General features: G+C 33.9%; 17 protein-coding genes. 5 read left to right on the forward strand and 12 right to left on the reverse strand.

The features are described 5' to 3' along the window. The first annotated feature begins 7 nt into the window (after positions 1 to 7). Positions 8 to 7117, forward strand: coding sequence for a cell surface protein SprA (sprA, locus tag V6624_RS17645; RefSeq protein ID WP_338839562.1), 7110 nt, complete (start codon positions 8 to 10; stop codon positions 7115 to 7117). Between the two features lie 183 nt (positions 7118 to 7300). After that, the gene (locus tag V6624_RS17650; protein ID WP_338839563.1) at positions 7301 to 8353 is read left to right on the forward strand and encodes a glycosyltransferase family 9 protein; all 1053 of its coding nucleotides are present in this window, start codon (positions 7301 to 7303) and stop codon (positions 8351 to 8353) included. A 12-nt stretch (positions 8354 to 8365) separates the two neighbouring features. Here V6624_RS17650 and V6624_RS17655 read toward each other — a convergent pair whose 3' ends face one another. From V6624_RS17655 to katG, 3 genes are all read right to left on the reverse strand, one after another. Further along, on the reverse strand, positions 8366 to 9541 hold the full coding sequence (locus V6624_RS17655) for an NAD(P)/FAD-dependent oxidoreductase (protein ID WP_338839564.1): 1176 nt from the start codon (positions 9539 to 9541) through the stop codon (positions 8366 to 8368). A gap of 79 nt (positions 9542 to 9620) precedes the next feature. Beyond that, complete coding sequence (locus tag V6624_RS17660; RefSeq protein WP_111284133.1) at positions 9621 to 10472, reverse strand: AraC family transcriptional regulator; 852 nt, start codon at positions 10470 to 10472, stop codon at positions 9621 to 9623. Positions 10473 to 10637: 165 nt separating this feature from the next. Beyond that, positions 10638 to 12911: a catalase/peroxidase HPI gene (gene katG, locus V6624_RS17665; protein ID WP_338839565.1), complete on the reverse strand. Its 2274-nt coding sequence runs from the start codon at positions 12909 to 12911 to the stop codon at positions 10638 to 10640. Positions 12912 to 13287: 376 nt separating this feature from the next. Here katG and V6624_RS17670 point away from each other — a divergent pair, with 376 nt between their 5' ends. Together V6624_RS17670 and V6624_RS17675 are read left to right on the forward strand one after the other, a co-directional pair. Next, complete coding sequence (locus V6624_RS17670; protein ID WP_111284129.1) at positions 13288 to 13746, forward strand: RNA methyltransferase; 459 nt, start codon at positions 13288 to 13290, stop codon at positions 13744 to 13746. Between the two features lie 113 nt (positions 13747 to 13859). Further along, a complete protein-coding gene (locus V6624_RS17675; RefSeq protein ID WP_338839566.1) occupies positions 13860 to 14639 on the forward strand; it encodes a hypothetical protein in 780 nt (259 codons plus the stop codon). Between the two features lie 152 nt (positions 14640 to 14791). Here the strand turns inward: V6624_RS17675 and V6624_RS17680 are convergent, their stop codons facing one another. The 5 genes from V6624_RS17680 to V6624_RS17700 form a co-directional block, all read right to left on the reverse strand. After that, on the reverse strand, positions 14792 to 15295 hold the full coding sequence (locus V6624_RS17680; RefSeq protein ID WP_338839567.1) for a hypothetical protein: 504 nt from the start codon (positions 15293 to 15295) through the stop codon (positions 14792 to 14794). Between the two features lie 3 nt (positions 15296 to 15298). Beyond that, on the reverse strand, positions 15299 to 16021 hold the full coding sequence (locus V6624_RS17685; RefSeq protein WP_338839568.1) for a hypothetical protein: 723 nt from the start codon (positions 16019 to 16021) through the stop codon (positions 15299 to 15301). 2 nt (positions 16022 to 16023) lie between these two features. After that, the gene (locus tag V6624_RS17690; RefSeq protein ID WP_338839569.1) at positions 16024 to 16782 is read right to left on the reverse strand and encodes an intradiol ring-cleavage dioxygenase; all 759 of its coding nucleotides are present in this window, start codon (positions 16780 to 16782) and stop codon (positions 16024 to 16026) included. Positions 16783 to 16945: 163 nt separating this feature from the next. After that, positions 16946 to 17638, reverse strand: a complete 693-nt coding sequence (locus V6624_RS17695) for a LytTR family DNA-binding domain-containing protein (protein ID WP_338839570.1) — start codon at positions 17636 to 17638, stop codon at positions 16946 to 16948. Then, positions 17635 to 18732 carry a sensor histidine kinase gene (locus V6624_RS17700; protein WP_338839571.1) on the reverse strand — a complete coding sequence of 366 codons (1098 nt, stop codon included), beginning with the start codon at positions 18730 to 18732 and terminating at the stop codon, positions 17635 to 17637. The genes V6624_RS17695 and V6624_RS17700 overlap by 4 nt, the downstream gene beginning before the upstream one ends. A 247-nt stretch (positions 18733 to 18979) precedes the next feature. Here V6624_RS17700 and lepB point away from each other — a divergent pair, with 247 nt between their 5' ends. After that, on the forward strand, positions 18980 to 20590 hold the full coding sequence (gene lepB / locus V6624_RS17705; protein WP_338839572.1) for a signal peptidase I: 1611 nt from the start codon (positions 18980 to 18982) through the stop codon (positions 20588 to 20590). 184 nt (positions 20591 to 20774) lie between these two features. On the opposite strand, the gene V6624_RS17710 is transcribed toward lepB, so the two are convergent. From V6624_RS17710 to V6624_RS17725, 4 genes are all read right to left on the reverse strand, one after another. Continuing rightward, positions 20775 to 23213, reverse strand: a complete 2439-nt coding sequence (locus tag V6624_RS17710) for a DUF4982 domain-containing protein (RefSeq protein ID WP_338839573.1) — start codon at positions 23211 to 23213, stop codon at positions 20775 to 20777. 87 nt (positions 23214 to 23300) lie between these two features. Next, a complete protein-coding gene (locus V6624_RS17715) occupies positions 23301 to 24332 on the reverse strand; it encodes a glycoside hydrolase family 53 protein (RefSeq protein WP_338839574.1) in 1032 nt (343 codons plus the stop codon). 3 nt (positions 24333 to 24335) lie between these two features. Next, positions 24336 to 25433 carry a glycoside hydrolase family 53 protein gene (locus V6624_RS17720; RefSeq protein WP_111284112.1) on the reverse strand — a complete coding sequence of 366 codons (1098 nt, stop codon included), beginning with the start codon at positions 25431 to 25433 and terminating at the stop codon, positions 24336 to 24338. 108 nt (positions 25434 to 25541) lie between these two features. Further along, positions 25542 to 26609 (reverse strand): SusE domain-containing protein, encoded by a 1068-nt coding sequence (locus V6624_RS17725; protein ID WP_111284110.1) that lies wholly within the window; start codon positions 26607 to 26609, stop codon positions 25542 to 25544. Between the last annotated feature and the right edge of the window lie 4 nt (positions 26610 to 26613).

Genomic DNA, 26613 nt, shown 5'->3' on the forward strand with positions numbered 1-26613 from the left:
CTGGTAAATGATTAAAAAATTATTCTTTTTTCTGATATTTTTCTGTGCCTTTATTTCAAATGCGCAAGTATCGCAAGACACCATAAAAAGTGGATTTGATATAGGGAAAATTGAAATCGAAAACCCTAAAAGCATCTTATCTTCTTATACTTACGATCCTTTTACCAATACTTATGTTTATACCGATTCTGTCGATGATTTTTCAATAAATTATCCTCTTTATCTAACTCCTGCGGAATATGAAGATTTAATGCTGAAAGAAGCTAGAAGAAATTATTTCAGGAAAAAAATGGATGCGGTTGATGGCAAAAAAAAGGGTACAGAAAATGCAAAAAAAGATTTGCTACCCAGATATTACGTCAATTCAAGCTTTTTTGAATCTATTTTTGGAAGCAATACAATCGACGTAAAACCAACAGGATCAGTAGAAATGGATTTGGGTTTATTGTATTCTAAACAAGATAATCCTGCAATTTCAACCAGAAATAGATCAAGTCTTACTTTTGATTTTGACCAGCGAATTAGTCTTGGGCTAGTGGGTAAAATAGGTACAAGGTTAAGTGTAAATGTCAATTATGATACTCAATCTACATTTGCGTTTCAGAATATGTTCAAATTAGAATATACTCCTGATGAAGATGATATTGTCCAGAAAGTTGAAGTGGGAAATGTTAGTATGCCTTTAAACAGCACTTTGATTACTGGAGTGCAAAACTTATTTGGCGTAAAAACAGCTTTACAATTTGGAAAAACAACAGTTACAGGCGTTTTCTCTCAGCAAAAATCAGAAACGAAAACTGTAAGTGCAGAAGGCAGCGGAGCGGTTCAAGAATTTAATTTGTATGCCTTGGATTATGACAGTAACAGGCACTTTTTCTTATCACAGTATTTTAGAAACAAATACGATGCTACTCTAAAAAATTATCCATTAATTGATAGCCGTATTCAGATTTCAAGAGTTGAAGTCTGGGTAACCAATAAGCAAAGTCGCGTTAGTACAACTGCCAATAATTTAAGAAATATTGTTGCTGTTCAGGATTTGGGTGAAGCACAATTGACTGGTCTTTCAGATGATCAAGTTGTGGTGCTGAGTCCTTCAACGGGAATGTTTAATAACGCTGCCGATTCTCCTCCTGATAATTCAAATAATGATTATGATCCTGCTCAGATTAAATCTGGAAGTGGTTTGCTGAATAGTAATATTCGTGAAATTGCTACTTCAGCATCTGGTTTTAATGTGTCTGTAAAAGAAGGGCAAGATTATTCGAAACTTGAAAATGCAAGGAAATTAACTTCAACAGAATATACTTTAAACAAGCAATTAGGATATATTTCTTTAACTCAAAAACTGTCTAATGATGAAGTTCTTGCCGTTGCTTATCAGTATACTTCAGGTGATCAGGTATATCAAGTTGGAGAATTTGCTGATGATGGTGTCGATGCTACAGTAGTAACAGATTCTCAAACTATTACAACACAAAGTTTGGTTTTAAAAATGCTGAAAAGCAGTTTGGTCAATATAAAAAATCCTGTTTGGAATTTGATGATGAAAAACATTTACCAAATTCCAAATGCTTACCAAATAACGCAAGATGATTTTAAATTCAATATTCTTTATACAAATCCTTCACAGCTAAATTATATTACGCCTGTAACTTCTTTTCCGCCAAATCCATCAGACGAAAATAAAGTTGCTGAAACTCCTTTATTAAAAGTTTTTGATATGGATAGGCTAAATTCAACTAATGATCCACAAGACGGCGGAGATGGCTTTTTTGATTATGTATCAGGTATTACAGTTGACGCTTCAAACGGACGAATTATTTTTACCACAAAAGAACCTTTTGGCGAACTGATCTTTAAAAAACTAGCGACAAACTCATCAGAAGATTATAACAATACAGCATCATACAATGCGAATCAGAAAAAGTATGTTTTTAGAAGTTTGTACAACAATACGCAAACTGGCGCTCTTCAGGATAGTGATAAAAACAAGTATTTATTAAAGGGAAAATATAAATCGTCAGGATCAGATGGAATTTCAATTGGTTCAACCAACGTTGCAAAAGGATCTGTAATTGTCACAGCTGATGGAAGAACGTTAACTGAAGGAATTGATTATAGCGTAGATTATCAATTAGGAAAAGTACATATTCTTGATGCTGCATTATTGGCTTCAAATGCTAGTATTACGGTGACACTAGAAAGTAACTCGGTTTTTGGACAACAGACTAAAAATTTCATTGGCTTAAATATCGATCATAAAATATCAGATCAATTTACCATTGGAGCTACTTATTTAAAATATACGGAGAAACCTTATACACAAAAGTCGGTTTATGGGCAGGAATCTGTCGATAATACCATTTTTGGATTGAATACCAATTTTTCTAGCGAAGTTCCTTTCTTTACCCGACTGGTCAATAAACTTCCTAATATTGATACCGATGTTCCGTCGAATCTTTCGGTTCGAGGTGAAGTTGCTTTTTTAAAACCAAATACTGCAAAAGCAAGCGATTTTGAAGGAGAATCAACCATTTATGTAGATGATTTTGAGACTGCTGCGACAACTATCGATTTAAGTTCTGCTTATTCTTGGAGCCTTGCTTCTACGCCCGCAAATAATACTACAAGCCTTTATAATTTTAACGAAAGTGCAACCGATTTAAGTTATGGCTATAAAAGAGCTAAATTGGCATGGTACAGCATTGATCCAGTATTTTACACTTCTAAACCTTCAGGCATTTCTAACGATGATCTTTCTCTTAATTCAACCAGAAGAATTTATAAAGAAGAGTTATATCCAAACACCGAAACCGAAACGGGACAAACTCTTGTTGTCAGCACTTTAGATTTAAGCTATTATCCTTCAGAAAGAGGACCATATAACAATGCTCTCAATTATTCTGCTTCTCCAAAAGAAAACTTTGGAGGAATCATGAGATCTTTAAATTCGACCAATTTCGAACAGGGAAATGTACAATATATTCAGTTTTGGGTTTTAGATCCTTATGTTGGAAACGGAAAAACCAATGATGTCAATTCAGGAAAAGTCTATTTTAATTTAGGCGAAATCTCCGAAGATATTCTTAAAGATGGAAGAAAACAATATGAGAACGGACTCGGAACAGATCAATTAATGGTAACGCCTCGCGGAGTTTGGGGTGATGTTCCAGCATCACAATCGTTGACTTATGCTTTTGATACCGATACTGCAAATCGTTCCAATCAGGATATAGGTTTAGATGGTTTAAAAAATAGTGAAGAAGCACAGATTTATACTAATTATGCCTCAGAATCTGATCCCGCAGCTGACGATTATACTTATTATCTTAACAGTACAGGAGATGTTTTAGAACGATACAAAAAGTATAACGGAACCGAGGGAAATTCAGCTGTAAGTGCAGACGATGCCAATCGAGGATCTACAACTTTACCAGATGTAGAAGACATAAACAGTGATTTTACCATGAATACGATCAATGCTTATTATGAATATAGTATTGATATAAAACCAAACATGGAAATTGGGCAAAATTATATTACTGATATTCGAAATACTCAGGTTACGTTGGCAAATGGAAATACGACACAAGCAAGATGGATTCAGTTTAAAATTCCTATTTCACAGCCAGAAAATACCATTGGAAGTATTTCAGATTTTACTTCAATTCGCTTTATGCGTATGTTTATGACAGGTTTCAGCGAGCCTGTCACGCTTCGTTTTGGATCATTAGATCTTCAAAAAGGCGATTGGAGAAACTATACTGAAACTTTAGACATCAATGATACCAATACAGAAGATGATAATACAGAGCTGGATGTTTTAGCTGTTAATATTGAAGAAAACGACGGAAAATGTCCTGTAAACTATGTACTTCCTCCAGGCGTAGAAAGAGAACAAACTTACAGCGGTAATACTGTTATCTATCAAAATGAACAGTCGCTTGGTCTGAAAGTTTCTGGAAAAGGATTGGAAGCAAACGATTCACGTGCGGTTTACAAAAGCATAAGCATGGACATGAGACAGTATAAAAAACTTAAAATGTTTTTGCATGCAGAATCATTAACTGGTCAGACGCCACTTGCAGATAATCAGATGAGTGCTTTCATTCGGTTAGGAAATGATTATACCGAGAATTTTTATCAGATTGAAATTCCATTAAAAGTTACACTTTCATCAGGCTGTTCGTATTTGAGTCCAGAAGTAGTTTGGCCAGAAAGCAATGAAATCGATTTGTCTTTATCATTATTATCTCAACTGAAAATGCTATACAAAAAAATAGCAACTGCCGATCTTCCCGCTGACGGAATTTATTATTTAGACGAAGATAATGAGAAACTAGATCCCTCTTTAAGCAGCAAAGTAAATAAGCTGCGATTGGGAGTAAAAGGAAATCCAAATCTGGGATATGTGCGAACCTTAATGATCGGAATTAAAAATAACGATCAGCATCAGGATATAAAAGGAGAAGTTTGGTTTAATGAACTTCGTTTGGCAGAAATGGACAATACTGGCGGAATGGCTGCGGTTGTAAACATCGATTCTAACCTTGCCGATTTTGCGACTGTTTCGGCGACAGGAAAAATGAGCACAATTGGTTTTGGATCTTTGGAACAAACTTCTTTAGAAAGAAGTCAGGAAGATGTACAGCAATATAACTTACTGACGAATGTTAATTTTGGAAAATTGATGCCAAAAAACTGGGGAATTACCCTGCCATTTAACTATGCTGTATCTGAAGCTACAATTACGCCAAAATACGATCCTGAAAATCCTGACATTACACTTCAAACTATGCTGAATACGGCAGAAAGTGAAGCAGAAAGACAAAATATTAAAAACAGAGCGATTGATTATACAAAAACCACAAGTATCAATTTTATTGGCGTTAGAAAAGAAAGAAAGCCTGAACAAAAAGCTCATATTTATGATATAGAAAACTTTACATTTTCGCAGTCTTTTAATGAAACTTCAAGTCATGATTACGAAAGGGAAAGCTATGTTGACCAAAGAAGCAATACAGCTTTGAATTATGATTATAGCACAGAAACAAAAACTGTTGAGCCTTTCAAGAAAACAGAATTCATGAAAAAGAGCAATTATTGGAAACTTTTAAGCGATTTTAATTTCAATTATATGCCTTCAAATATTACTTTCAATACCAATATTTTAAGGCAGTTTAACCAACAGCAATTTAGACAGACTGATGTTGAGGGAATCGCTTTAGATCCTTCATACAGCAGAAATTTTGAGTTTAATATACAGTATGGTTTTACTTTTAATTTGACTAAATCTTTAAAATTAAACTTTACCTCTTCGACCAGTAATATTGTAAAAAACTATTTGGACAATAACAATCAACCTATAGATGGTTTTAAAATTTCGGATCATTATTTTGACATTGGAGAACCAAATAAACATGTTCAAAAACTGGTTGTAAACTATGAAATTCCTATCAGTAAAATTCCTCTTTTTAGTTTTGTAAAAGCTAATTTAACTTACACTGGCGATTATAACTGGCAACGATCATCTGAAGCGCTAACTAAAATTGAAGTCGATGGCGTTACTTATAATTTAGGAAATACTGTTCAAAATGCAAATACAAGTAATTTGAATGCTACTTTCAATATGGAAACTTTATACAAGTATTTAGGCATTTCGAAAACTGCAAATAATAAAAACATTGCACAGAAAGCCACTGCTGTAAAACCTGGAGAAAAAATTGTAAAAGCAAATACTGTTGAAAATACAAACAAAAACACATTTGTAAAAAGTCTCTATGGTGTATTAACAAGTGTAAAAAACATTACTTTAAATTTTAGCGAAAATAATGGAACCATTTTGCCCGGCTATCTTCCGACTTCTGGGTTTATGGGATTTTCTAAACCTACGTTAGGATTTATTTTTGGAAGTCAGCATGACATTCGTGATGAAGCGGCAAAAAAAGGCTGGCTGACCAATTATCAAGAATTCAATCAAATGTATTCTACTTCTCAGAGTAAGATTTTTAAAGGAACTGCCAATATCGAATTAATTCCAGATTTAAAAATTGATTTGCAAGCGAATAGATCGTATTCCCAAAATTTCTCAGAACAATATGATATAAGCAACGGACAATACAATTCGCGATCTCCTTATACTTCGGGGACTTTCTCAATTTCTACAGCATTGATAAAAACAGCATTTTCTGCCAGCGACGAGAATGGTTCTGAAGCATTTGAAAATTTTAGAAAAAACCGAATAACAATTGCCTACCGACTTGCTGAAAGAAGAGGAATAAACGTAAATAACGGCACTAATATTGGTACTGACGGATTCCCTTTAGGATATGGAAGCACTAATCAATCTGTTTTATTGGCTTCTTTTCTTGCTGCGTATACAGGAACTAATCCTAACGATGCAGCTTTGGGAATATTTAGAAACTTCCCTATCCCAAACTGGTCATTAAAATATAATGGTTTGATGAGGTATAATTTTTTCAAAAACACATTTAAACGATTTTCGCTCCAGCACAGTTATCAGGCAACTTATACTGTAAATGCCTTTAATTCAAATTATAATTATGCTAAAGATCCGAACGGAATAGATGATAATGGCAATTATTATAATCAGACGATTATGTCTAATGTTACTTTAACAGAACAATTTAATCCTTTTTTAAAAGTCGATTTTGAAATGAAGAATTCATTTAGACTTCTCACGCAAATCAACAAAGACAGGTCTTTATCAATGAGTTTTGACAATAATAATTTAACCGAAGTAAACGGAATAGAATATGTTGTAGGAGTTGGCTATCGTATTAAAGATGTGGTTTTCACTTCTAGATTAGCTGATAATCCCACAAATACAGTAAAAAGCGATATCATTATAAAAGCAGATTTGACGCTCAGAAACAATCAGACTATTGTGCGTTATCTTGATTATGATAACAATCAGCTAGTGGCAGGACAAAATATTTGGACTTTAAAGACAACTGCAGATTATTCGTTAAGCAAAAACCTAACTATGATATTTTATTATAACCATTCATTTTCTAAACCTGTTATTTCAACTACATATCCTTTAACTACAATTAGTTCAGGACTTACCATTCGATACACTTTTGGAAATTGATTTAAAATGTTCAGTTTTAAGATTTTCTCGAAAACAAAATTCTGTAAAATTAAACTATTCGTCTATGAAATTCCTTAGCCAGTATATTTAATGTGCTGATCTAATTATAGATAATTACTTTTAAATCGAAATTAGGAATTCGGCGAAAGCCATATATAACAGATTCGAAAAGATACTTTAAAAATGGATTTTAAAATAAAAACTAATAACGTGCGTAGTTTTGCAATGCATACCTTAACGCAATTTACAGGTTGCACCAATTCTTTAAAAAAGATTGGTCCTGTTAAGAATATTGGACAAATCGCAATCTGCCGAACAAGTTCTAAACTTGAAGATCTTTTATTAATGAGTCCGCTTTTAAAAGAACTGTCAAACACCTATCCTACTGCAAACATTGATTTATTTGTGAAAGGCTCTAAGGCGACAGAAATATTCAAAAACTACAACAACATCGACACCGTAATTGAACTTCCTGAAAAATCGTTCCAACAGCCTTTGGAATATTTAAAATGCTGGGGAAAACTTAGAAGAACAAAATACGATCTGGTAATTAATGCTGATAAATCATCATGGCTTGGAAGAATTGCTGTCAAATTTACAAGAGCCCGATTTAAACTTTACGGTGATACCTTAAGCGAATCTGCGGCTTTAATCTTTTCAGATTACAAGCATGCGGCCAAAACTTCTGTATATGATTTCCGATTTTCGGTATCGAAAGATGGCATTTTTGAATGGAATGATAAAGTTCCTAATCTTGATTTAAAACTTGATTCATCTGAGATGTCTGAAGGAAATAGAATTTTTCGCAAAATAGCTCCAGCCGCAAAAAAATCAATCTGCATTTTTACCTATGAGGAAGGAGAAAAACGTCATTCTGCAGAATGGTGGGAGGAATTTTACCAAAAAGTGCGAGGAAGTTTTCCTTCTTATGCCCTTATAGAAATTCTTCCCACAGAAAAAGTTTCTCAAATTGGCTTTAAAGCCAAATCATTTTACAGCAGCGACATTCGAAAAACAGCTTCAATTATTGCCAATACTTCTATATTTATTGGTGCCGATAATGGAATTATGCAATTGGCAAGTGCAACAAAAGTGCCTGTTTTAGGTTTGTTCATTACAAATCCGGAAAGATATGCTCCTTACAACAATTACAGCTCAGCAATCGAAACTAATGAAGATAGCATAGATAATATTGTGGAACTTATCGATACTATCCTTCATCATCGTTTAAACTAGTTTTATCGTGTTTTATTTAGATTTAAACATTTCAACCAATTCATCAATGGATTGCTGTGACGGAGAAGCGAAATCCTGAATACCATCAATGGCATCTTTGCCAAGAATTTCTGCTCTTGATCTCATCTTTAATTCATAAGCTCCTATTGCAGATTTCAAATCACTAAATTGACCATTGCTAAGACATTCACTTAAATCTAAAGCATCAAGCATCGCAGTATTTACTCCTTCTCCTGAAGGTGGCATTAAATGAGCTGCGTCGCCAATAAGAGTAACATTTTCATTTGGTTCCCATTTTTGATCAGTTGGAAAATAATTTAACGGACGCATCACAAAACTACGGCATGATTTGAACAATTCGAAAAATAAAGGATTCCAGTCTTCATAATACTTAATTAAGTAATTATAAACCTTATCAGCATTATTGAAATCAATTCCGTTTGACTCCAGCCAATTTTCAGGATATAAAGAAGCAGCATAAAAAGTCAATCCTCCACTGCCCATTGGCTGTACAGCAATAGTTTTTCCAATGTCCATTGCAATAAGATTTGCATTATCTACTAATTCATAAATATCAGGACAATCTATTTTAGGATTTTCAATTTCTCCCTGAATAATTGCAGCTCCAGAATACAATGCTTTTATATCGGTTACATAACTTCTGACTTTTGAACGATAACCGTCTGCTCCAATTACAATATCTACAAAAGCTGTACTTCCATTTTGAAATTTCAATTCCCATGAACTTCCAATTTTATTCATACTCAAAAATTGACTGTTCCAAACAACGGTATCTGGCAGCAAATTCTCAATTAGCATATCTCTTAATGCGCCTCTGTCAATTTCTGGTCTAAAATGTTCATTTTCAAAATCATCTTCACCTGTATTTTCCTCGACAAAAAGATTGGCCTCTTTATCAACTATTCGATATCGATCAGCGCCTTTCATATAATTGGCTTTGAATGCTTCTATTAAGCCCGCTTCTTTCATCACTTTTAAACCCGAATCAAAATGCAGATCAACTATTGCGCCTTGAACTCTACTATTTTGGTTAAAGTCTCGTTCATAAACTTTAACTTCTGCACCCTTCATCTGCAACAAACGTGCTAGCGTCAATCCGCCTGGACCCGCACCTAATATTGCTATTTTTTTATTTTCTAAAAGATTTATTCCTTTGATTGTTTCCATTTTACTTCTTATTCTTTTCAGGTACAAAGGAAACGCGTCTCAAAAGCATAAGCAATATCAAAACGAAGCAGATATAGAACTAATCGAGGTTTTTGTTTCGAAATGCTATTGGAGACATGGAAGCTATTTTAGAAAACAAACGTGCGAAATAAGAATAGTCATCGTAGCCTAATTCAGATGCAATTTCCTTGATGGATTTATCCGAATGATGAAGCAGGCGTTTTGCTTCCAAAATAACACGTTGCTGAATATGATAAGAAGGTGGATAACCTGTTACTGTTTTCACACATTCATTGAGATAAGGAGTAGAAATATTCAGTTTATCAGCATACGAACCTGGTCTTTTTATTTTGACGAAATTTAATTCTAATGCCGCTTTGAAAGTCTTAGCAACAACTTCAAATCTTGAATAGTTATCGGTTGATTTTGATTGTACAGCATATTGAGAAATTATTAATGCTACTAATGTATTAACGCTTTCTTTCAAAATGGAACCATACAATTTTTCATGTTTCCTTTCTGAAAGTTTCAAACATAATGAGGCACTTTCTTTTAGAATAGAAAAAGCATCTTCTGTTAATGATAATGTATTCACTGGAGAAAGTTCTTCAAGCAGTTTTAAATATTCAGGACGGAGATTTTCGACAGTTATTATCCAGCTGGTTACTGTCGCTTCTTCAAATGAAATGAGACGATGTACTTGATCGGGATGAATAAAAATAACTGATGATTCTTTTATCTCTTGTTTTTGAAAATCAATTTCAATATTGGTAGTGCCTTTTTCCTGTAGAATAAAGGTGTATCCTCCGTCTCGATGGGATCTTTCTACTTCTTTAGAATCAGGTACACCATTAAATATTCCCTTTCCGATTATAATCCCTTCTTTAAATTCCGAAGGAATTGTATTTACAGGAATAGATTTTACTTTCATTTATTCATTTTTATTGGACAAATCAAAGTTAATTTATTTATTGCTTAGCAATTTTTAATAAAGAGTTAAAAAAGGAAATATTTAAACGATCGCTTTCTGTAAGTATCATAAAACAAAAAGACGCCAATTAAGGCGTCTTTTATAAGGTTACTGTTTCCAGTTAGATTATCTTAAATCAAATCTGTCCAGATTCATTACTTTAGTCCATACAGCAACAAAATCAGTTACAAATTTTTCCTGTGCATCAGAAGCAGCATATACTTCAGCTATTGCTCTTAGTTCTGAATTTGAACCAAAAACAAGATCAGCACGAGTTCCAATCCATTTTGGCTGTCCAGTGCTTCGGTCGTTTCCTGTATAAAGTTCTTTATCATTAGAAACTGACTGCCATTGTGTATTCATATCCAAAAGATTTACAAAAAAATCATTTGTCAAATGACCAGGTCGAGTTGTAAAGACACCATTTTTACTTCCGTCAGCATTAATATCCAAAACGCGAAGTCCTCCTAAAAGTACCGTTAATTCTGGCGCAGTAAGAGTTAATAAATGTGCTTTATCTATAAGAAGTTCTTCTGTTAAAACAGTTGATTTTGTTTTTCTATAATTTCTAAAACCATCCGATTTTGGTTCAAGATATCCAAATGATTCAACATCTGTCTGTTCTGCAGATGCATCCATACGTCCAGGAGAAAAAGGTACTGTTACTGATGTTCCAGCGTTTCTAGCCGCTTTCTCAACAGCTGCCGAACCAGCTAAAACAATTAAGTCAGCCAATGACACTTTTTTACCATCATTTTGTGAACCATTAAATTCTTTTTGAATAGTTTCTAATTTATCCAAAACCACTTTTAATGCTGCTGGATTATTTACTTCCCAATCTTTCTGAGGAGCAAGTCTAATACGACCACCATTTGCACCGCCTCGCTTATCTGATCCTCTAAAAGTAGAAGCCGAAGCCCATGCTGTTGAAACCAACTGAGACGTACTCAAACCTGAATTTAATATTTTTTCTTTCAGTTGCGCTACATCCTGATCATTTATTAATACATGATTTACTTCTGGAATTGGATCTTGCCATAATAATTCTTCTGAAGGCACTTCAGATCCAAGATACAGTGTTTTTGGTCCCATATCACGATGCGTTAATTTAAACCATGCTCTAGCAAAAGCATCAGCAAACTCATCAGGATTTTCTAAAAATCTACGTGATATTTTCTCATAAGCAGGATCCAGTCTTAAAGATAAATCTGTAGTAAGCATTGTTGGAAGGTGTTTTTTATTAGCGTCAAAAGCATCTGGAATAATTGCTTCAGCATTTTTTGCTACCCATTGATGCGCACCTGCTGGGCTTTTAGAAAGCTCCCATTCAAAACCAAATAAATTTTCGAAAAAGTTATTGCTCCATTTAGTTGGTGTTGTTGTCCATGTAACTTCAAGTCCGCTTGTTATCGCATCTCCTCCTTTACCTGAACCAAAACTGTTCTGCCATCCTAGTCCTTGCAATTCTAAACCAGCAGCTTCAGGTTCGTTACCCACATTATCAGAAGAAGCGGCACCATGCGTTTTACCAAAAGTGTGTCCTCCCGCAATTAATGCTACCGTTTCTTCATCATCCATCGCCATACGTCCAAAAGTATCTCTTATGTCTTTTGCTGCAGCAATAGGATCAGGATTTCCATCAGGACCTTCAGGGTTTACATATATAAGTCCCATTTGCACTGCTGCAAGAGGTTTTTCTAGATTTCTACTATGGATATTGCCATCTGCATCATCATCTGCTGATACTACACCATGATCTTTTGGAACACCTTCTGAGCCATCTTTATAACGTTCATCACCACCTAACCATGTTGTTTCAGATCCCCAATATACAGATTCATCTGCTTCCCATACATCGGCGCGTCCTCCTGCAAAACCAAATGTTTTGAAACCCATTGATTCAAGAGCAACATTTCCTGTTAAGATCAACAAATCGGCCCACGAAATCTTTTGTCCATATTTTTGTTTGATTGGCCAAAGCAGCCTTCTCGCTTTATCAAGACTCACATTATCAGGCCAGCTATTAAGAGGCGCAAATCGCTGCTGTCCCGCTCCAGCACCTCCTCGTCCGTCATGAACTCTATAAGTACCAGCACTATGCCAAGCCATTCTTATGAAAAGACCTCCGTAGTGACCAAAATCAGCAGGCCACCAATCTTGCGAATCAGTCATAAGAGCATGTAGATCTTTCTTTAAAGCCTCAATATCCAGGCTTTTAAAAGCTTCTGCATAATTGAAATCCTTATCCAGCGGATTTGACAATAATGAATTCTGTCTCAGGATGTTTACCTTTAACTGTTTAGGCCACCAGTCAAGATTCTTTGTTCCTGCTGCAGCTTGCTTATCCATGCTCCCATTATGAAAAGGGCATTTGCTGATGTCATTCGATTGATTATCCATAGTTTTAAATTTTTTATTTTTTACTAAATTACTAACTAATGAAACAGAAAGATATGAGGACGAATCATAAATAACACTTCTAAAATAGACAAAATCTATTTTCAAGTTATTTTATAATTACAATTGCTTATAAAGGTCAAACGGTATTTACAAAAGGCTTTTAGAAAAGAAAAAACATTTTTAATTATATAAATTTAATAAAAAGATTTCTCTTATTTCTAGGAAAATTAGAGCAGTATTTCTTTTAATAATCTCATAACATTTAAAAATTGATTCGTTAACCTGCAACTTTTGTAGAAAATGTCTAATCAAAACATCATTTTTTCGTCTCAATAAAATATTGATTTATGTGTATTCAGTTTGTACTTTTGCTTTTATGAATGACAACTTTATAAATGAATACTTCGGCATAGGAATACAAAACGGTAAAACGCCAGAAAACTTAGGTGTCTTATGGCGATCGGCTCAAAATTTAGGCGCTACTTTTATATTTACTATTGGTAATCGATATGCCAAACAAGCTTGTGATACTCATGATGCAGTAAAAGCAATTCCTTATTTTCACTACGAAACTTTTGAAGCTTTTTTTGAAAATTTACCAAAAGGAGCAAGATTAGTTGGGGTTGAATTATCTGATAAGGCTTCCGACTTGGAAACCTTTGAACATCCAAGACGCTGTGTCTATATATTAGGAGCAGAAGATCATGGTTTGCCCAAAAAAGTAATGGAAAAATGCCATCATTTAGTAAAATTCAAATCAGAAAAAAGTTTAAATGTAGCAGTGGCTGGAACTATTGTTATGTACGATAGAAATTTATCTAAGCCGCGTTCTTAAGTAAAATAGCTAAAGCTTGTTTCAGATTATAATCTGAAACGGAATTTTGATATACTGTACATATTTTTTTTCCATCTTTATATAAAAATTGGTTTAACTAAAACAGTATAATAATGGAACCTAATATGCTACTTCAAACTGAAGCTTGGCTCATCGCTCTTCTACTTTTTATCGTAATGCTTTTTTCTATTTTTATTGGGAAGACAATTGGAAGCCGTAAACGCAACGAAAAAGCTTCTGAGGAAAAAACTTCAGAAACTTCTGCACTAACTGCCCTGCTCTTCTTTCTGCTTGCCTTTACATTTGGAATGAGTAGCGAGCGATACGATTCGAGAAGAAAAATAGTAGTTGAAGAAGCCAATGACATAGGTACCGCACTACTTCGCTGCGACCTTTACCCAGATTCTGTTCGGACTTTACTTCGTAAGGATTTTAAAGAATATGTAGATGCAAGAATAGACTATTACGCTGCAGGACCAAATATAAAAAAGATACTTGCAGCCGACAGTCTTTCCCAAGTAATTTCATCTAGATTATGGAAGCGTTCTGCGGAACTGTCTAAAGATCCTAAAAACTTGGCTGCCACACAGCAGATGATTCCCGCTCTGAATACGATGATCGATGTTACATCATCACGTCTTGCTGGAGAAAAAGCAAAAGTTCCGCAAAGCATTCTGATAATGTTATTTTTCCTTTCTGCTATTACCGCTTTCTATAACGGATATTCAAGCGCTAGAAAAGGAAAAGTAGATTGGTTAGTTGAAACTGGATTCTGTCTTCTTGTATCTCTTGTAATTCTCTTTACTCTCGATCTGGACAGACCTAGAAGAGGTTTTGTAAATCTTGATGTTCCTAATCAGACAATTATTGATCTTCGAAAAAACTTTAATTAATTTTTAAATGTCTTTTATTTATTCTTCTGATAAGAAAAATAGAAACACAAAGTTTAGAAAAAATACAAAAGAATCTGTTGCAGTTTATTCTTCGCAACAGATTCTTTGTTTATATTTTATTCTAAAATTGTTCCTGAAAAAAAAATGAAATGCTATTCTTTCTGGATAAAACAAATGGACAGATTTTGTCTTGTTGGAAACATAATTACCTCATATTCGTTTGTATTATCCGTATTTTTAGATACTACATAATTTCCATCAATAATTCCGAAATAAGTTAATAGCGGAGAATAAAATGTAATTCCTATTTTATGCTTTAAAGGATCTGTGATATCACTATTTATAATGTCCAGTTTGTAATTAATAAACGGAAAATACTGATTTCCTAACACATCCGAAACTCTATGAAAATTACCTTTTAACTGTTGAACGTATCCATCGGCAGCAATTCCGACAAGAAAATGCAGTTGTGAAGCTTTTTCATTCTCAGACAATAATTGCCTGAAAGTATTTTTAGGATTTTCAGTAGAATTGAACTGCTGGCTTTGCATTTTATATTCTTTAAAAGTATCTTCAAAAACATATTTATCCCATAATATTGTAGAAGAACTATCAATAATTACACGATATGCAAGTCTTATTTTTGATATTTCCATGTGTTATATTCCAATTTGTTTTAAGATAACTTCAAAAACAAGCAAAACGGCATTTTCAGAAAGAGCTTCCCATTCTATTGCACTTACTTTTTTAAGACTTAAACCATCTTTAGCTTCTAAAAGTCTGTCTTCTACTTCGAAAGCGCCGTTAATCACAAATACAAAAACACCGTTTTTAGTATTTCTCAAAGTATAAGAACCATGCTTTCTCGCATCATAAACACCTATAAAACCAGCATTTTTTCCGATTTCGAATAAAGGCAACATTTTATTTCTAGAAGTAAAATCGATTTCAGAAAGCTCAGAGTGATTTTGATAAAATTGCAAATCTTGCAGAAAATCAATCTGTAGATAACTTACGATTTCATTTTCATACGGGTTAAATATTTCAAAAGACATTTCGCTTGAAACTTTCACTAACTTAACCTGATCAACCCTTAAAAATTCCGATTTAAGATAATTATCTGAATATTCTACTCCTCCAAATAATGGCAAAATAACAACATTTGTATTCTCCTTAACAGTTACATTAATACGCTGATTTGGACCAAGTATTTCTTCATTCAAAATTTGTAATGTTCCAAATGGTTTTCTTGACAAATCCTGATAATCTGCAAAATTAAAAGTGGCAAAGCAATTATGGTTTTCTGTTTTAAAAACTCCTCTTGCTTCTGACTTATATATTTGTGTTGGAATCTGCTTAATCATCTTAATTAACTTAAACATTTTTAAGCCGCAACTTTAATAGTATGTTTTAAAACAAATCCTTCTGAAACACTTCCTGTAACTTCAGCTAATTCATTGGCAACCGAATCAGAAAATACATTATCAGAAGCGTTATATGTATAACCAGATAATCCTTTAGTATATCCATTTGCTGTTGATGCATTTACCAGAGCAACTGCACTGCCAGATCCTTCAGGAAATGCAATTTGAGTTACTAATAATGACGTTCCGCTAGAATTATAAATATGAACATGAATATGTGTTGCACGACCTGTGTACCAGCCTGGAAATATAGAGGTAAAAGTCACTAATCCGTTTTCGTCTGTAGTCTGTCTTCCTCTTAAAAAATGCGACGAAGTGTAGTTAACTGACTGCATAGAAGTTCCTCCATATTCAGAATAATAACCATCTTTATCGCAGTGCCAGATATCTACAATAGCGTCTTTTAAAGCGGCACAACTTGCTTTTGTGTTCTGTATTGTAATATTGATCTTAAAAGCAACTCCCGTTCTGTCCATGATAATATCTGATTTTACTAAAGAAGACGGCGTAATAGTCGGAAATGGACCAGCCGTTTCAGAAGAAGTTACAGAGCAGTCTGTAGAACCAGAATTAGATCCTGTATCAGTAGCTGTACCACTATCCGTATCTGTTGACGTGCTTTCAGAATCATCATCTTTACTGCATGCATTTAGGATTGGAATAGCAAATGAACCTATTCCTACTAAACCTAAACCTCTTAAAAAATCTTTTCTTTTCATATTCACTTGTTTTTTTGTTAGAATCATTTAAATGATGAACAGTATTTTCTAAGTAAAATTATCTGAAATTATAATCGTGAAAAAAGTTTGAGGTAATCAGCAATAATTATGAGGTAAACCGAGAGGAAAAAATATTTTGTAGTAAAATTAGCTCAATAAAAATTTATTGTTTTTTGCTTAAAAATTCAAAAAAAGCAGTTTCAAAACTAGCGCTTATTGGTATTTCTGCCTGATCTATATAAATGATTTTATTCCTTATTCTTTCTATTTTAGAAACAGGAACAATGAAGGAACGGTGCACACGAACAAATTCGGTTTCTGGCAATTTTTGAAGTATGGTTTTCAAAGTCATTCGCGTCACAACCGTTTTTTGATTTTGGATATGAATTTTAAGATAATCATCTAAACCTTCGATGTATAGAATATCCGAAAAAAGAATCTTAACCAAACTATAATCAGCACGAATAAAAAGATGCTGCTGTTCTAAATTCTGATTCTGATATTTCCATTGCTGCAAAGCTTTCTCGGCAGCCTGCTGAAATCGGGAAAAAGAAATCGGTTTTAAAAGATAATCTGTAGCACTTAATGTGAATCCCTCAACAGCATATTGTGAATACGCCGTTGTAAAAATCACCATTGTTTTATGTGGCAGTTTTTTATAAAAATCCAATCCTGAAATGGCAGGCATATTTATATCTAAAAATAATAGGTCAACTGGGTATTTTTTAAGGTATTTAAAAGCCTCTTCAGATTTTGAAAATGTTTTCTGCAGATCGATATAATCAATTTCTGCGCATAAACTCTGTAGAATTTCTAATGCCAGAGGTTCATCATCCAATGCAATTGCTTTTATCATACTTTGATACTTAATTTTACAATATACTTATCAGCGCTATTTTCAATTTCCAGCTGGTGCCTGTTTGGATATAATAACGTTAGTCTTTCAATTGTATTTTGTAGACCAATGCCCGTTTCAGATTTGACAGAAAATGTTTTTTTGTTAGATACTTCCATCTTAAGCATATCTTCTAAAATATCAATATGAATACCAATCTCAGAAGTTTGATCTGGATTTACACCGTGCTTAAAAGCATTTTCAATAAATGAAACTAGAATAAGCGGAGTTATGGATTTACCAAATGGCTTTCCGCTAACTTGATAATCAACCTTAGCAGTATTACCCAAACGTGTTTTTTGGAGTGAGATAAAACTGTTTATATAATTGATTTCTTTACTTAAATCGATTACTTCCTCATTAGCTTCTGAAATTATATAGCGCATAAGTTCAGAAAGCTGTATGACAGCATCTGGAGTTCTATCGTCTTTTTTTAAAGCCAGCGCATAAATGCTGTTAAGTGTGTTAAACAAAAAATGCGGATTAATCTGCGCTTTCAAAAAAGCAAGTTCCGATTTCATTTTTTCTTTTTCTACATTCTGCAGCCTTCCAGAAATAGCAAATAACAAACTTGAAATCACCCCAAGTAAATACACAAGCGCTGTATGTCCGTATTGTGTTGGCGGTCCGCCAATTGTATCAAGAGGCATTGGATGCGGAGGCATTCCTCGAAAATCTGGCGGTGGTTTTATTCCTTCAAATGGTTTTGGATCACCAGAAAAACTTCTTGGATGAGGTCTAAAATCTAAAAAATTATGATCCGGATGATCTAGAAATCTTGATATCCAAAGAAAAAATAAAAGAAAACAAACAATCATTATAAAATAAAGTAACCGCTTGTTTTTAAAATAATATTTGGGAATTAAATAATAGTAGTTAAAATAGAAGAAACACAATAAACTGAAATAAATAAAAAAATAGATTCGGTCGTGTACATTTGAATATAAATCTGGCCATGTAAAAATGGTTTTTGATGATGTAAATGCATAAGGCAGAAATAAAAAAGCCAAACACAAACACAGATGAAGCGCATAAAACGAAATTTTCCTTTTCATAAATCTTACGGATTTATCCCAAATTTAGCGATCCTCTAGGTTAGAATCAAATTAATGAGGTGAAACCATAAAATCCCGCGATTATAAAATTCTTCTAAACACTTCTAAACTTAACTCGACCAAATAATTTATTCCCTAACTACTTTGTAACATATTTTGAAAAAGACTACATATAACTAATTATTTCAATTGAAGATCCTGTTGATTTTTTATCCTTATTCCATTTAAACACCAAAAAACGCAAAATATGAATTTATCAGAATGGCTTATTTTCATTTTAATTATGCAAATTATTCATGGACTATCTACTTGGAAGCTCTATTTAAAGGCTGGCAGAAAGGCTATAGAATCATTTATTCCAATTTATAATTTAATTGTTTTAATGAAAATTATCAACCGCCCACAATGGTGGTGTTTTCTATTATTTCTACCTATTATTAATCTTATAATGATTCCTGTGGTCTGGGTAGAAACAATTAGAAGTTTTGGAAAAAACTCGATGGTTGATACTATACTAGTTGTTCTGACATTAGGACTCTACATCACTTTTTTAAATTATACCTCAGAAAATCTTGTATACATTGAAAATAGAGATCTTAATTCTAAGTCAAAAGGAGCAGATACAGTAAGTTCTCTTTTATTTGCTATTATTGTCGCTACTCTCGTTCATACTTATATTATTCAGCCTTTTACTATTCCGTCTTCATCATTAGAAAAGACCTTATATATTGGGGATTTTTTATTTGTAAGTAAAATTAATTATGGCCCAAGAACTCCCATGACCACCATCGCATTGCCAATGGTTCATGACACAATTCCTGTTTTAAATAAAAAATCGTATCTGTTTAATGATGATGAGACAAAAAAAGAAACATCATTATTAAACAAGTTTCAACTACCTTACTTTAGGTTTCCTGCAATAGAAAAAATAGAACGCAACGACATTGTCGTATTTAATCAGCCAGCAGATACCTTACGTGACATGAATAATTTTCATCCTGATCGAAATTATTATAAGCCTATCGATAAGAAAACAAATTTAGTAAAGAGATGTGTTGGTATAGCTGGCGACTCTTTAGAAATTCGTAATGGCGATATTTACATTAATGGAAAATTGAGCGTAATGCCTGAAAGTGCGAAACCACAGTATAACTTTTTTGTTGATACAAAAGGTCAAACAATTGGTCAAGAAGCTCTTGTAAATATGTACGGTGCCAGAGAAGGTATGAAGTACGACAACGGCTTCTTTGCCCAAACTGATAAAGGGCAATATTTTTTAACTCTGACCGATAAAGAAGCTGCCTTGATCGCAAAGAATCCAATGGTGAAAAGTGTCACAAAATATTTAACCCCAAAGGGAGTAGACGGTGATGTTTTTCCTCATGTTTCTTCTTTAGGCTGGAATATAGACAATTTCGGACCAATTTACATTCCGAAAAAAGGTGCAACTGTAAAATTGGATTTAAAAACACTGCCTTTTTATAAGAGAATCATTCAAGAATATGAGAAAAATACCTTAGTTGTGAATGGAGACAAAATTATGATCAATGGTAAAGTCAGCAATTTTTACACTTTTAAACAGGATTATTACTGGATGATGGGTGACAATCGCCAGAACTCTTTAGATGCGAGATTTTGGGGATATGTTCCTTTTGACCATGTAATTGGGAAACCAGTTTTTATATGGTTCAGCTGGGAAAAAGATGGCAAAGGATTAAATAAACTGAGATGGAATCGTATTTTTTCTGTAGTTGGAAACAGTGAACCAAAATCCTATTTAATTCATTTTCTAGCCATCATTGGGCTTTATATTATTGGCAAAAAAATAATTAAAAGAAGAAAACAAAATAAGGTTTAAGTGATATCTGAGTTATTGCCTTTTTAATATCAAAAAAAAGACAATTTCTCTATTTGATAAATATCTCGTATGTCTCTTTTGATAGTTCGAGTGAAAAGTAAGGGAGAGTTTAAATAAAAAAACTCTCCCTCAACATCGAAATTACTAACATTCTAAAAACTCAAAATTTATAGTTGCCTAATCATCAATGTTCTGCTTTTAAATTTATTTTACCTTTTTGAAGTCCTTTACCTGTTACTTCCAGCTGAATTGCGCCTGCAGTTTGAATTGCTTTAACTAGAACCACAAGTTTACCACTAAAAAGCTTCATTTTATTTTGGTGAAATATTTCTAATGATGTAGCATCACCATTACATGCTGCTCTGTAAGTTCCTGCTCCAGTTACTTTAAATTGAAGTTCATTATCTGCTATAGGACACGGTATTCCATTTTTATCAACTACTGAAACTGTTACAAAAGAGATATCTTCTCCATCCGCTTTAATGGTTTTTCGATCTGCTTCGAGAACAATTTTATAAGGATCTCCGGCTGTTTTAACTTCACTTTCAGCAGCTATTTTTCCATTTGAATCAAATGCAACAACTTTTACAGTTCCTGGCTCATACTTTACATCATTCCACATTAAACGATAGCGGTTTTGCGGAGTTGAATTGTTTTTTTTCTGAATTCCCATACTTTTCCCATTTACGAAAAGCTCAGCGCTGTCATAATTAGTGTAAACGAAAACAGGAGTAATTTCTCCTTCTCTTCCCTTCCAGTTCCAATGTGGCAGAATATGAAGCGTTTTCTCCTTAGTATTCCATCTGCTTCTGTAAAGATAAAAACGGTCTTTAGGAAGTCCCGCTAAATCTGAAATTCCAAAATATGAACTTCTTGACGGCCATTTTTCATCGTAAGGCGTAGGTTCTCCTAAATAATCAAAACCAGTCCAAACAAATTCTCCAATAACCCATGGTTTATCATCCTGAAGCACAAAATCTTCATCAGGAACATTGGACCAGTCGCATGCTTCAAGATCGTACGACGAACTCTGAAAATCATCATATTGTTTATTCTTTGCCTGCACAACAGGAAATTTATAAATTCCTCTTGAACTCACTGTTGAAGCTGTTTCTGAACCTAATATAAATCCTTGCGGGAATGTTTTATACGCTTCTTCGTAAAGATGTACTCTATAATTTAATCCCGGAATATCGAGCAAAGCTCCAAAGCCAGATTCCATAGTTGCTTTTACCTGATCCATACCAACAGTCACGGGTCTTGTAGGATCTTCACGGTGAAAAATGTCCTGCAGCCATCTGGCACGTTTCACCCCTTCAGCTCCCCATTGATCCGGAACTTCATTTCCGGAACTCCACATTACAATACAAGGATGATTGCGTGTGGCTCTTACTAAATTCACAATGTCTTTTTCTGCATATTCTTCAAAAAAGCGATGATAACCGTTTTGTACTTTTGGCTTTGCCCATTCATCAAAACTTTCTGCAAGAAACATAAATCCCATTTCGTCAGCCAATTCAAGCTGTTCAAAAGAGGGCATATTATGAGAACTTCTAATCGCGTTACAGCCCAAGTCTTTTAAAATTGTTAGCTGTCTGCGAAGAGCTGCTTTATTTACAGCCGCACCAAGTGGTCCCAAATCATGATGAAGACAAACTCCTTTGAATTTGGTCACTTTACCATTAAGACTAAATCCTACTTTGGGTTCGTATTTAATAAATCGGATGCCAAACTTTATGTTTTGTTCGTCTTTTAAAGTTCCATCAGCTGCATATAATTTAGTTACCGCTGTATACAGATAAGGTGTTTCTGGACTCCACAAATGAGGATTAGCAACTTCAATTATTTGATGAAATTTTCCACCTGTTGCTTCTGTACTTTTTTGTGTCGCAACTACATTATTACTAGCGTCCTTTATTTCAGTTACCATTGATATGTTGCTTCCATTAAACTCCGCTTTAATGTCAACATTCGCATTATTGCCTTTCATTTCAGGAGTTGTAATAAAAGTGCCCCATCGTGCAAAATTTTCCTCTTCATTCACCACAATGCTAACTTTTCTATAAAGACCTGCTCCTGGATACCATCTTGAAGAAAATGGCTTATTGGTTAATTTTACTGCCAATACATTTTCTTTTCCAACCAAAAGATCGTTAGTAATATCAATATAAAAATAGCTGTATCCATAACCCCATTCTCCTATTTTTTTTCCATTTAAAAAAACTTGAGGTTCACTCATAGCGCCTTCAAAAATAAGAAGTGCTTTTTTTCCTTTTTTAAACTCTGGGATTGAAAATATATTTCGATACCATCCTGTGCCAATATGTGGAAGTGCTCCAGTACGTCCTGTTTTTTCCGTTGGAACTGTTTCTCCGTTTTGTTCAATTGCCGAAACCTGTTTATCCCATTCTTTATCAAAAGGTCCATAAATAGCCCAATCATGAGGCACACTTACTTTTTCCCATTTTGAAGCATCAAAATCTACCGAAAAAGCATCCCCTTTCACTTCTTTAGAAAAGAGCCAGTTATCTTTTAAAATAACGGTTTTTGATTGTGACATAACTTTTCCAGACGAAAAAATCACTAGAAATAAGAATGATATCGATTTAAAAATTAGTTTCATTTTACTCTTTGTTTTCTTGCCATTAAGAAATCAAGTCTCTAAACTGAACTTTCTTGATTTCTTAAATGGTAGAATTTAATTGATTATTTAATTTTTTAAAGCATCTAATGCTGGTGATGGTTTTCCGTTAGGAAGCCAAGCATTTAACTGATAACCGCTCCAGGTTTTTTCACCTTCTGGTTCCCAATAAATAACTCCCAAACCTTTATTGTTAGGCACACTTTTTACTGCTTTTATAGTAGCTTCAAGCATGTCTTTTGTGTTTTGCTCTAACGTATAATCACCACCAACTTCAACGACCATAACTTCTTTGTTGTATCGAGAAGCCATATCTTTCAAATTATTTTCTAAATCTGAAATGTTTTCTTTATAATCTGTTTTTAGCCAAAAAGGATAATACGAAAGACCAATTATATCATACTTCACTTTATTTTCAGTCGCTTTATCAAAAAACCATCTGAATTTTTCGTTTTTATTTCCTTCGTCCAAATGAACAATAACTTTGATTTTTGAATCTATAGCTTTTGTCGCATCATATCCTTTATTAAGCAATTGCGCCAATTGATTAAAATTGTCTGTGCTTCCTTCTGGCCAAAGCATTCCGCCCGGAATTTCATTTCCAACTTGAACCCATTCTGGAGTTACTCCTGCTTTTTTTAACAGCTTCAGAACATCATAAGTATGGTTGTAAACATCAGTTAACAATTCTGGAAAAGAGTGTTTTGCCCATGCTGCAGGTTTATTCTGCTTTGCAGGATCTGCCCAAGAATCGCTGTAATGAAAATTGATCATGATTCGCATTCCCATTTTTTGTGCTCGAACTGCCATAACAACAGTTTCTTCGGGACTGCAATGTCCGCTGGCTTTATCATCATTTGGATTTACCCAAACACGTAATCTGATGGTATTTATTCCACGATCTTTTAGTAATTGAAGACAGTCTTTCTCAGAACCGTCTGTATCGTAAAATTTATAGCCAGTCGCCTCCATTTGCGGTAACCAGCCTACATCTGCTCCTTTAGAAAATGAATATTTTTCAGTTGCCATTTGAGATTTACATGAAGCAAAAAAAATGGCAATTAGCATTAATAAGGAAACATTTTTAAGTAATTTTTTCATGTTTTAGTCTTTACTGAAGGCTTGCATTACTGATAACGCATTGTTATCAAAACTGTATAAAGCTTGATTTTCGAATGTAGAACCGCTTGTTGATTGTGGCCCTTTGAAAGCAACCCATTCACCTCCCCAATACGCAAATCCTTGTCCGAATTCTGATGTTTTTACTATATTTTTAATATCCATTACAAAAGTTCTCTGTCCCGCTGGAGTTGCCGGATATCCAGGCACTAGCTGATCATTTGTCCCTACAATATTATTCGTTTGGTCATTATGTAATAAAGTAAATGGATAAGCCGTTTCTGCGATCAAGACTTTTTTACTGAATTTACTTCCTAAAGCATTAATAGTATTTTTTACTACTTCTAAATCTTTACCATGCCAAACCGGATAATAAGACAGTCCGATATAATCGTAATCAACATTTTTCATTTTGTTGAAGAACCAATCTGTCGCGCCACCATCAACACCTGCATAATGAATCATTATTTTTGCATTTGGAGCTTTACTTCGAACTGTTGCACTTGCGGCACTTAATAAAGCTAAACATTGTTCTTCGTTATTAATTAAATGCCCTTGTGGCCACAATAATCCGCTATTGATTTCATTTCCAATTTGAATAATATCTGGATTGATTTCTGAAATTATTGTTGCTGTATAATCTGAAACTGCTTTTTTTAACTCCGAAAAAGATAAATTTTTCCATTCTTCTGGAGTAGTCTGTATTCCTGGATCAGCCCAATCATCAGAATAATGAACGGTAAGCCAAACTCTTAAACCCGCTTGTCTTACTTTTTGAGCTAACTGTTTTACTTCACTTAAACCAGAACGTCCATTTACAGGATTTTTCCATAAACGAATTCTAACTGTATTACAGCCAGCATTTTTTAGCGTTGTAAGCATTCCTTCGGCTTTGCCGTTGCTGTAAAATTTAGTTCCCAAAGACTCCATTTGAGGAAGAAAAGAAACATCTGAGGCTCTGATAAAAGTATCACTCGCATCTGGTGGAGCAACCGTTTCTGTATCTGTTGAATCATTGCTTGAGCACGAAAACTGAATTGCAGTTATAGCTAATAACCCAAGAATTTTTATATATTTTTTCATGATATGAATTGTAATTAAGAAATTTTGAATTTAAAAAGTAAGTTCTTTTTAATGTAAAGAAGAAGCCTCAAAAAGCTTAGAGAGGCTTCTTCTTATTTTTTAATTCAATTACGGAACTGTTATGAACATGTAACGGCCATCTAAGTCATTGAACCAGATATCATATTTTCCAGCCTCAACAATAATATCTCCACCATTATCGCCCCAGTTAACATCCCAACTATTGTTTGCTTTGAATTTCATTTTTCCAGCTTTTAAAGTTTGAGTAACTTTCCAGATATGTCCATCAAAATCAGATTTTACTAAAGGAACTTCAGTATTCCAACCAGTATCATCACCTGTTAATACAGATCCAGTCAAACCAATCGTAGCATACGTTGTCATTGGTCCTGTATATGGTGTAATTTTATAGGTTAATTCTTCAAGATTTATTTCAAAACTATAATAACCTGCAGCTGTCGTTGGGAAAACACCTGGATCAGAATCGCTTTCTGTTGCTCTGTATTGTACTGCGGCACCATTTGTTCCGTACATTGGAGCCCAAAAACCAATTTGCTCGATTAGTTTAAATCCATCTGCATTAAAATATCCTGTATAATATTGTTTTGCATTTTCTTTAGTATCTCTAAAAATTGGCATATTGTTGTTATCTACACTCCATCCTGCAGATGTACCAGGTCCTACTAAAAACAAATCAACTTTAGGGAATTCACCTCTAAACGGAGTTACTGTAATGGTAATTGGCGTAGATAATTTTGGTTCTGAAAGCGTTGTTCCAACCGTCGATTTAATTCTGATATCAATTGTTCCTTCAACATCAGGCGCAAGTCCAAGAGACAAAGCTTTTGCATTAAGTTCTGCTACCGAAATAGTTGCATGCGTGGTTGTGGCAGTTGTAATATCTACCGGTGCAGCAAATTCAGTATTGCTAGCTGCAAATTGTACTGTATAGGTAACAATTGTTGGAGTCCCGTAACTAACTTTTTCCCAAGTTAAAGTCAGAGCTGTATTGTTTGGTATTTCTTTATTTAAAATAACTGAAGAACCATTCTCTGGAGTTATAAGAGTAAAAGCAGCTTCCTGAGGTTCTAAAATCATTAAATTTTCTTCGTTTTCACAAGACCAGAATCCTGTAAGCAATACTACAGCTATAAATATTTTATATATAAGTTTCATTTTG

The organism is Flavobacterium ginsenosidimutans (assembly GCF_037478105.1).
GTDB lineage: Bacteria > Bacteroidota > Bacteroidia > Flavobacteriales > Flavobacteriaceae > Flavobacterium > Flavobacterium ginsenosidimutans.

Bases quoted from the DNA above. Each gene is read 5' to 3' on its own strand.
- V6624_RS17725 (WP_111284110.1), bottom strand. From the start codon at position 26,609: ATGAAACTTATATATAAAATATTTATAGCTGTAGTATTGCTTACAGGA.
- V6624_RS17660 (WP_111284133.1), bottom strand. From the start codon at position 10,472: ATGAAAGTAAAATCTATTCCTGTAAATACAATTCCTTCGGAATTTAAA.
- sprA (WP_338839562.1), top strand. From the start codon at position 8: ATGATTAAAAAATTATTCTTTTTTCTGATATTTTTCTGTGCCTTTATT.
- V6624_RS17695 (WP_338839570.1), bottom strand. From the start codon at position 17,638: ATGATAAAAGCAATTGCATTGGATGATGAACCTCTGGCATTAGAAATT.
- V6624_RS17650 (WP_338839563.1), top strand. From the start codon at position 7,301: ATGGATTTTAAAATAAAAACTAATAACGTGCGTAGTTTTGCAATGCAT.
- V6624_RS17680 (WP_338839567.1), bottom strand. From the start codon at position 15,295: ATGGAAATATCAAAAATAAGACTTGCATATCGTGTAATTATTGATAGT.
- V6624_RS17715 (WP_338839574.1), bottom strand. From the start codon at position 24,332: ATGAAAAAATTACTTAAAAATGTTTCCTTATTAATGCTAATTGCCATT.
- lepB (WP_338839572.1), top strand. From the start codon at position 18,980: ATGAATTTATCAGAATGGCTTATTTTCATTTTAATTATGCAAATTATT.
- V6624_RS17675 (WP_338839566.1), top strand. From the start codon at position 13,860: ATGGAACCTAATATGCTACTTCAAACTGAAGCTTGGCTCATCGCTCTT.
- V6624_RS17655 (WP_338839564.1), bottom strand. From the start codon at position 9,541: ATGGAAACAATCAAAGGAATAAATCTTTTAGAAAATAAAAAAATAGCA.
- V6624_RS17685 (WP_338839568.1), bottom strand. From the start codon at position 16,021: ATGTTTAAGTTAATTAAGATGATTAAGCAGATTCCAACACAAATATAT.
- V6624_RS17700 (WP_338839571.1), bottom strand. From the start codon at position 18,732: ATGAAAAGGAAAATTTCGTTTTATGCGCTTCATCTGTGTTTGTGTTTG.
- katG (WP_338839565.1), bottom strand. From the start codon at position 12,911: ATGGATAATCAATCGAATGACATCAGCAAATGCCCTTTTCATAATGGG.
- V6624_RS17720 (WP_111284112.1), bottom strand. From the start codon at position 25,433: ATGAAAAAATATATAAAAATTCTTGGGTTATTAGCTATAACTGCAATT.
- V6624_RS17690 (WP_338839569.1), bottom strand. From the start codon at position 16,782: ATGAAAAGAAAAGATTTTTTAAGAGGTTTAGGTTTAGTAGGAATAGGT.
- V6624_RS17670 (WP_111284129.1), top strand. From the start codon at position 13,288: ATGAATGACAACTTTATAAATGAATACTTCGGCATAGGAATACAAAAC.
- V6624_RS17710 (WP_338839573.1), bottom strand. From the start codon at position 23,213: ATGAAACTAATTTTTAAATCGATATCATTCTTATTTCTAGTGATTTTT.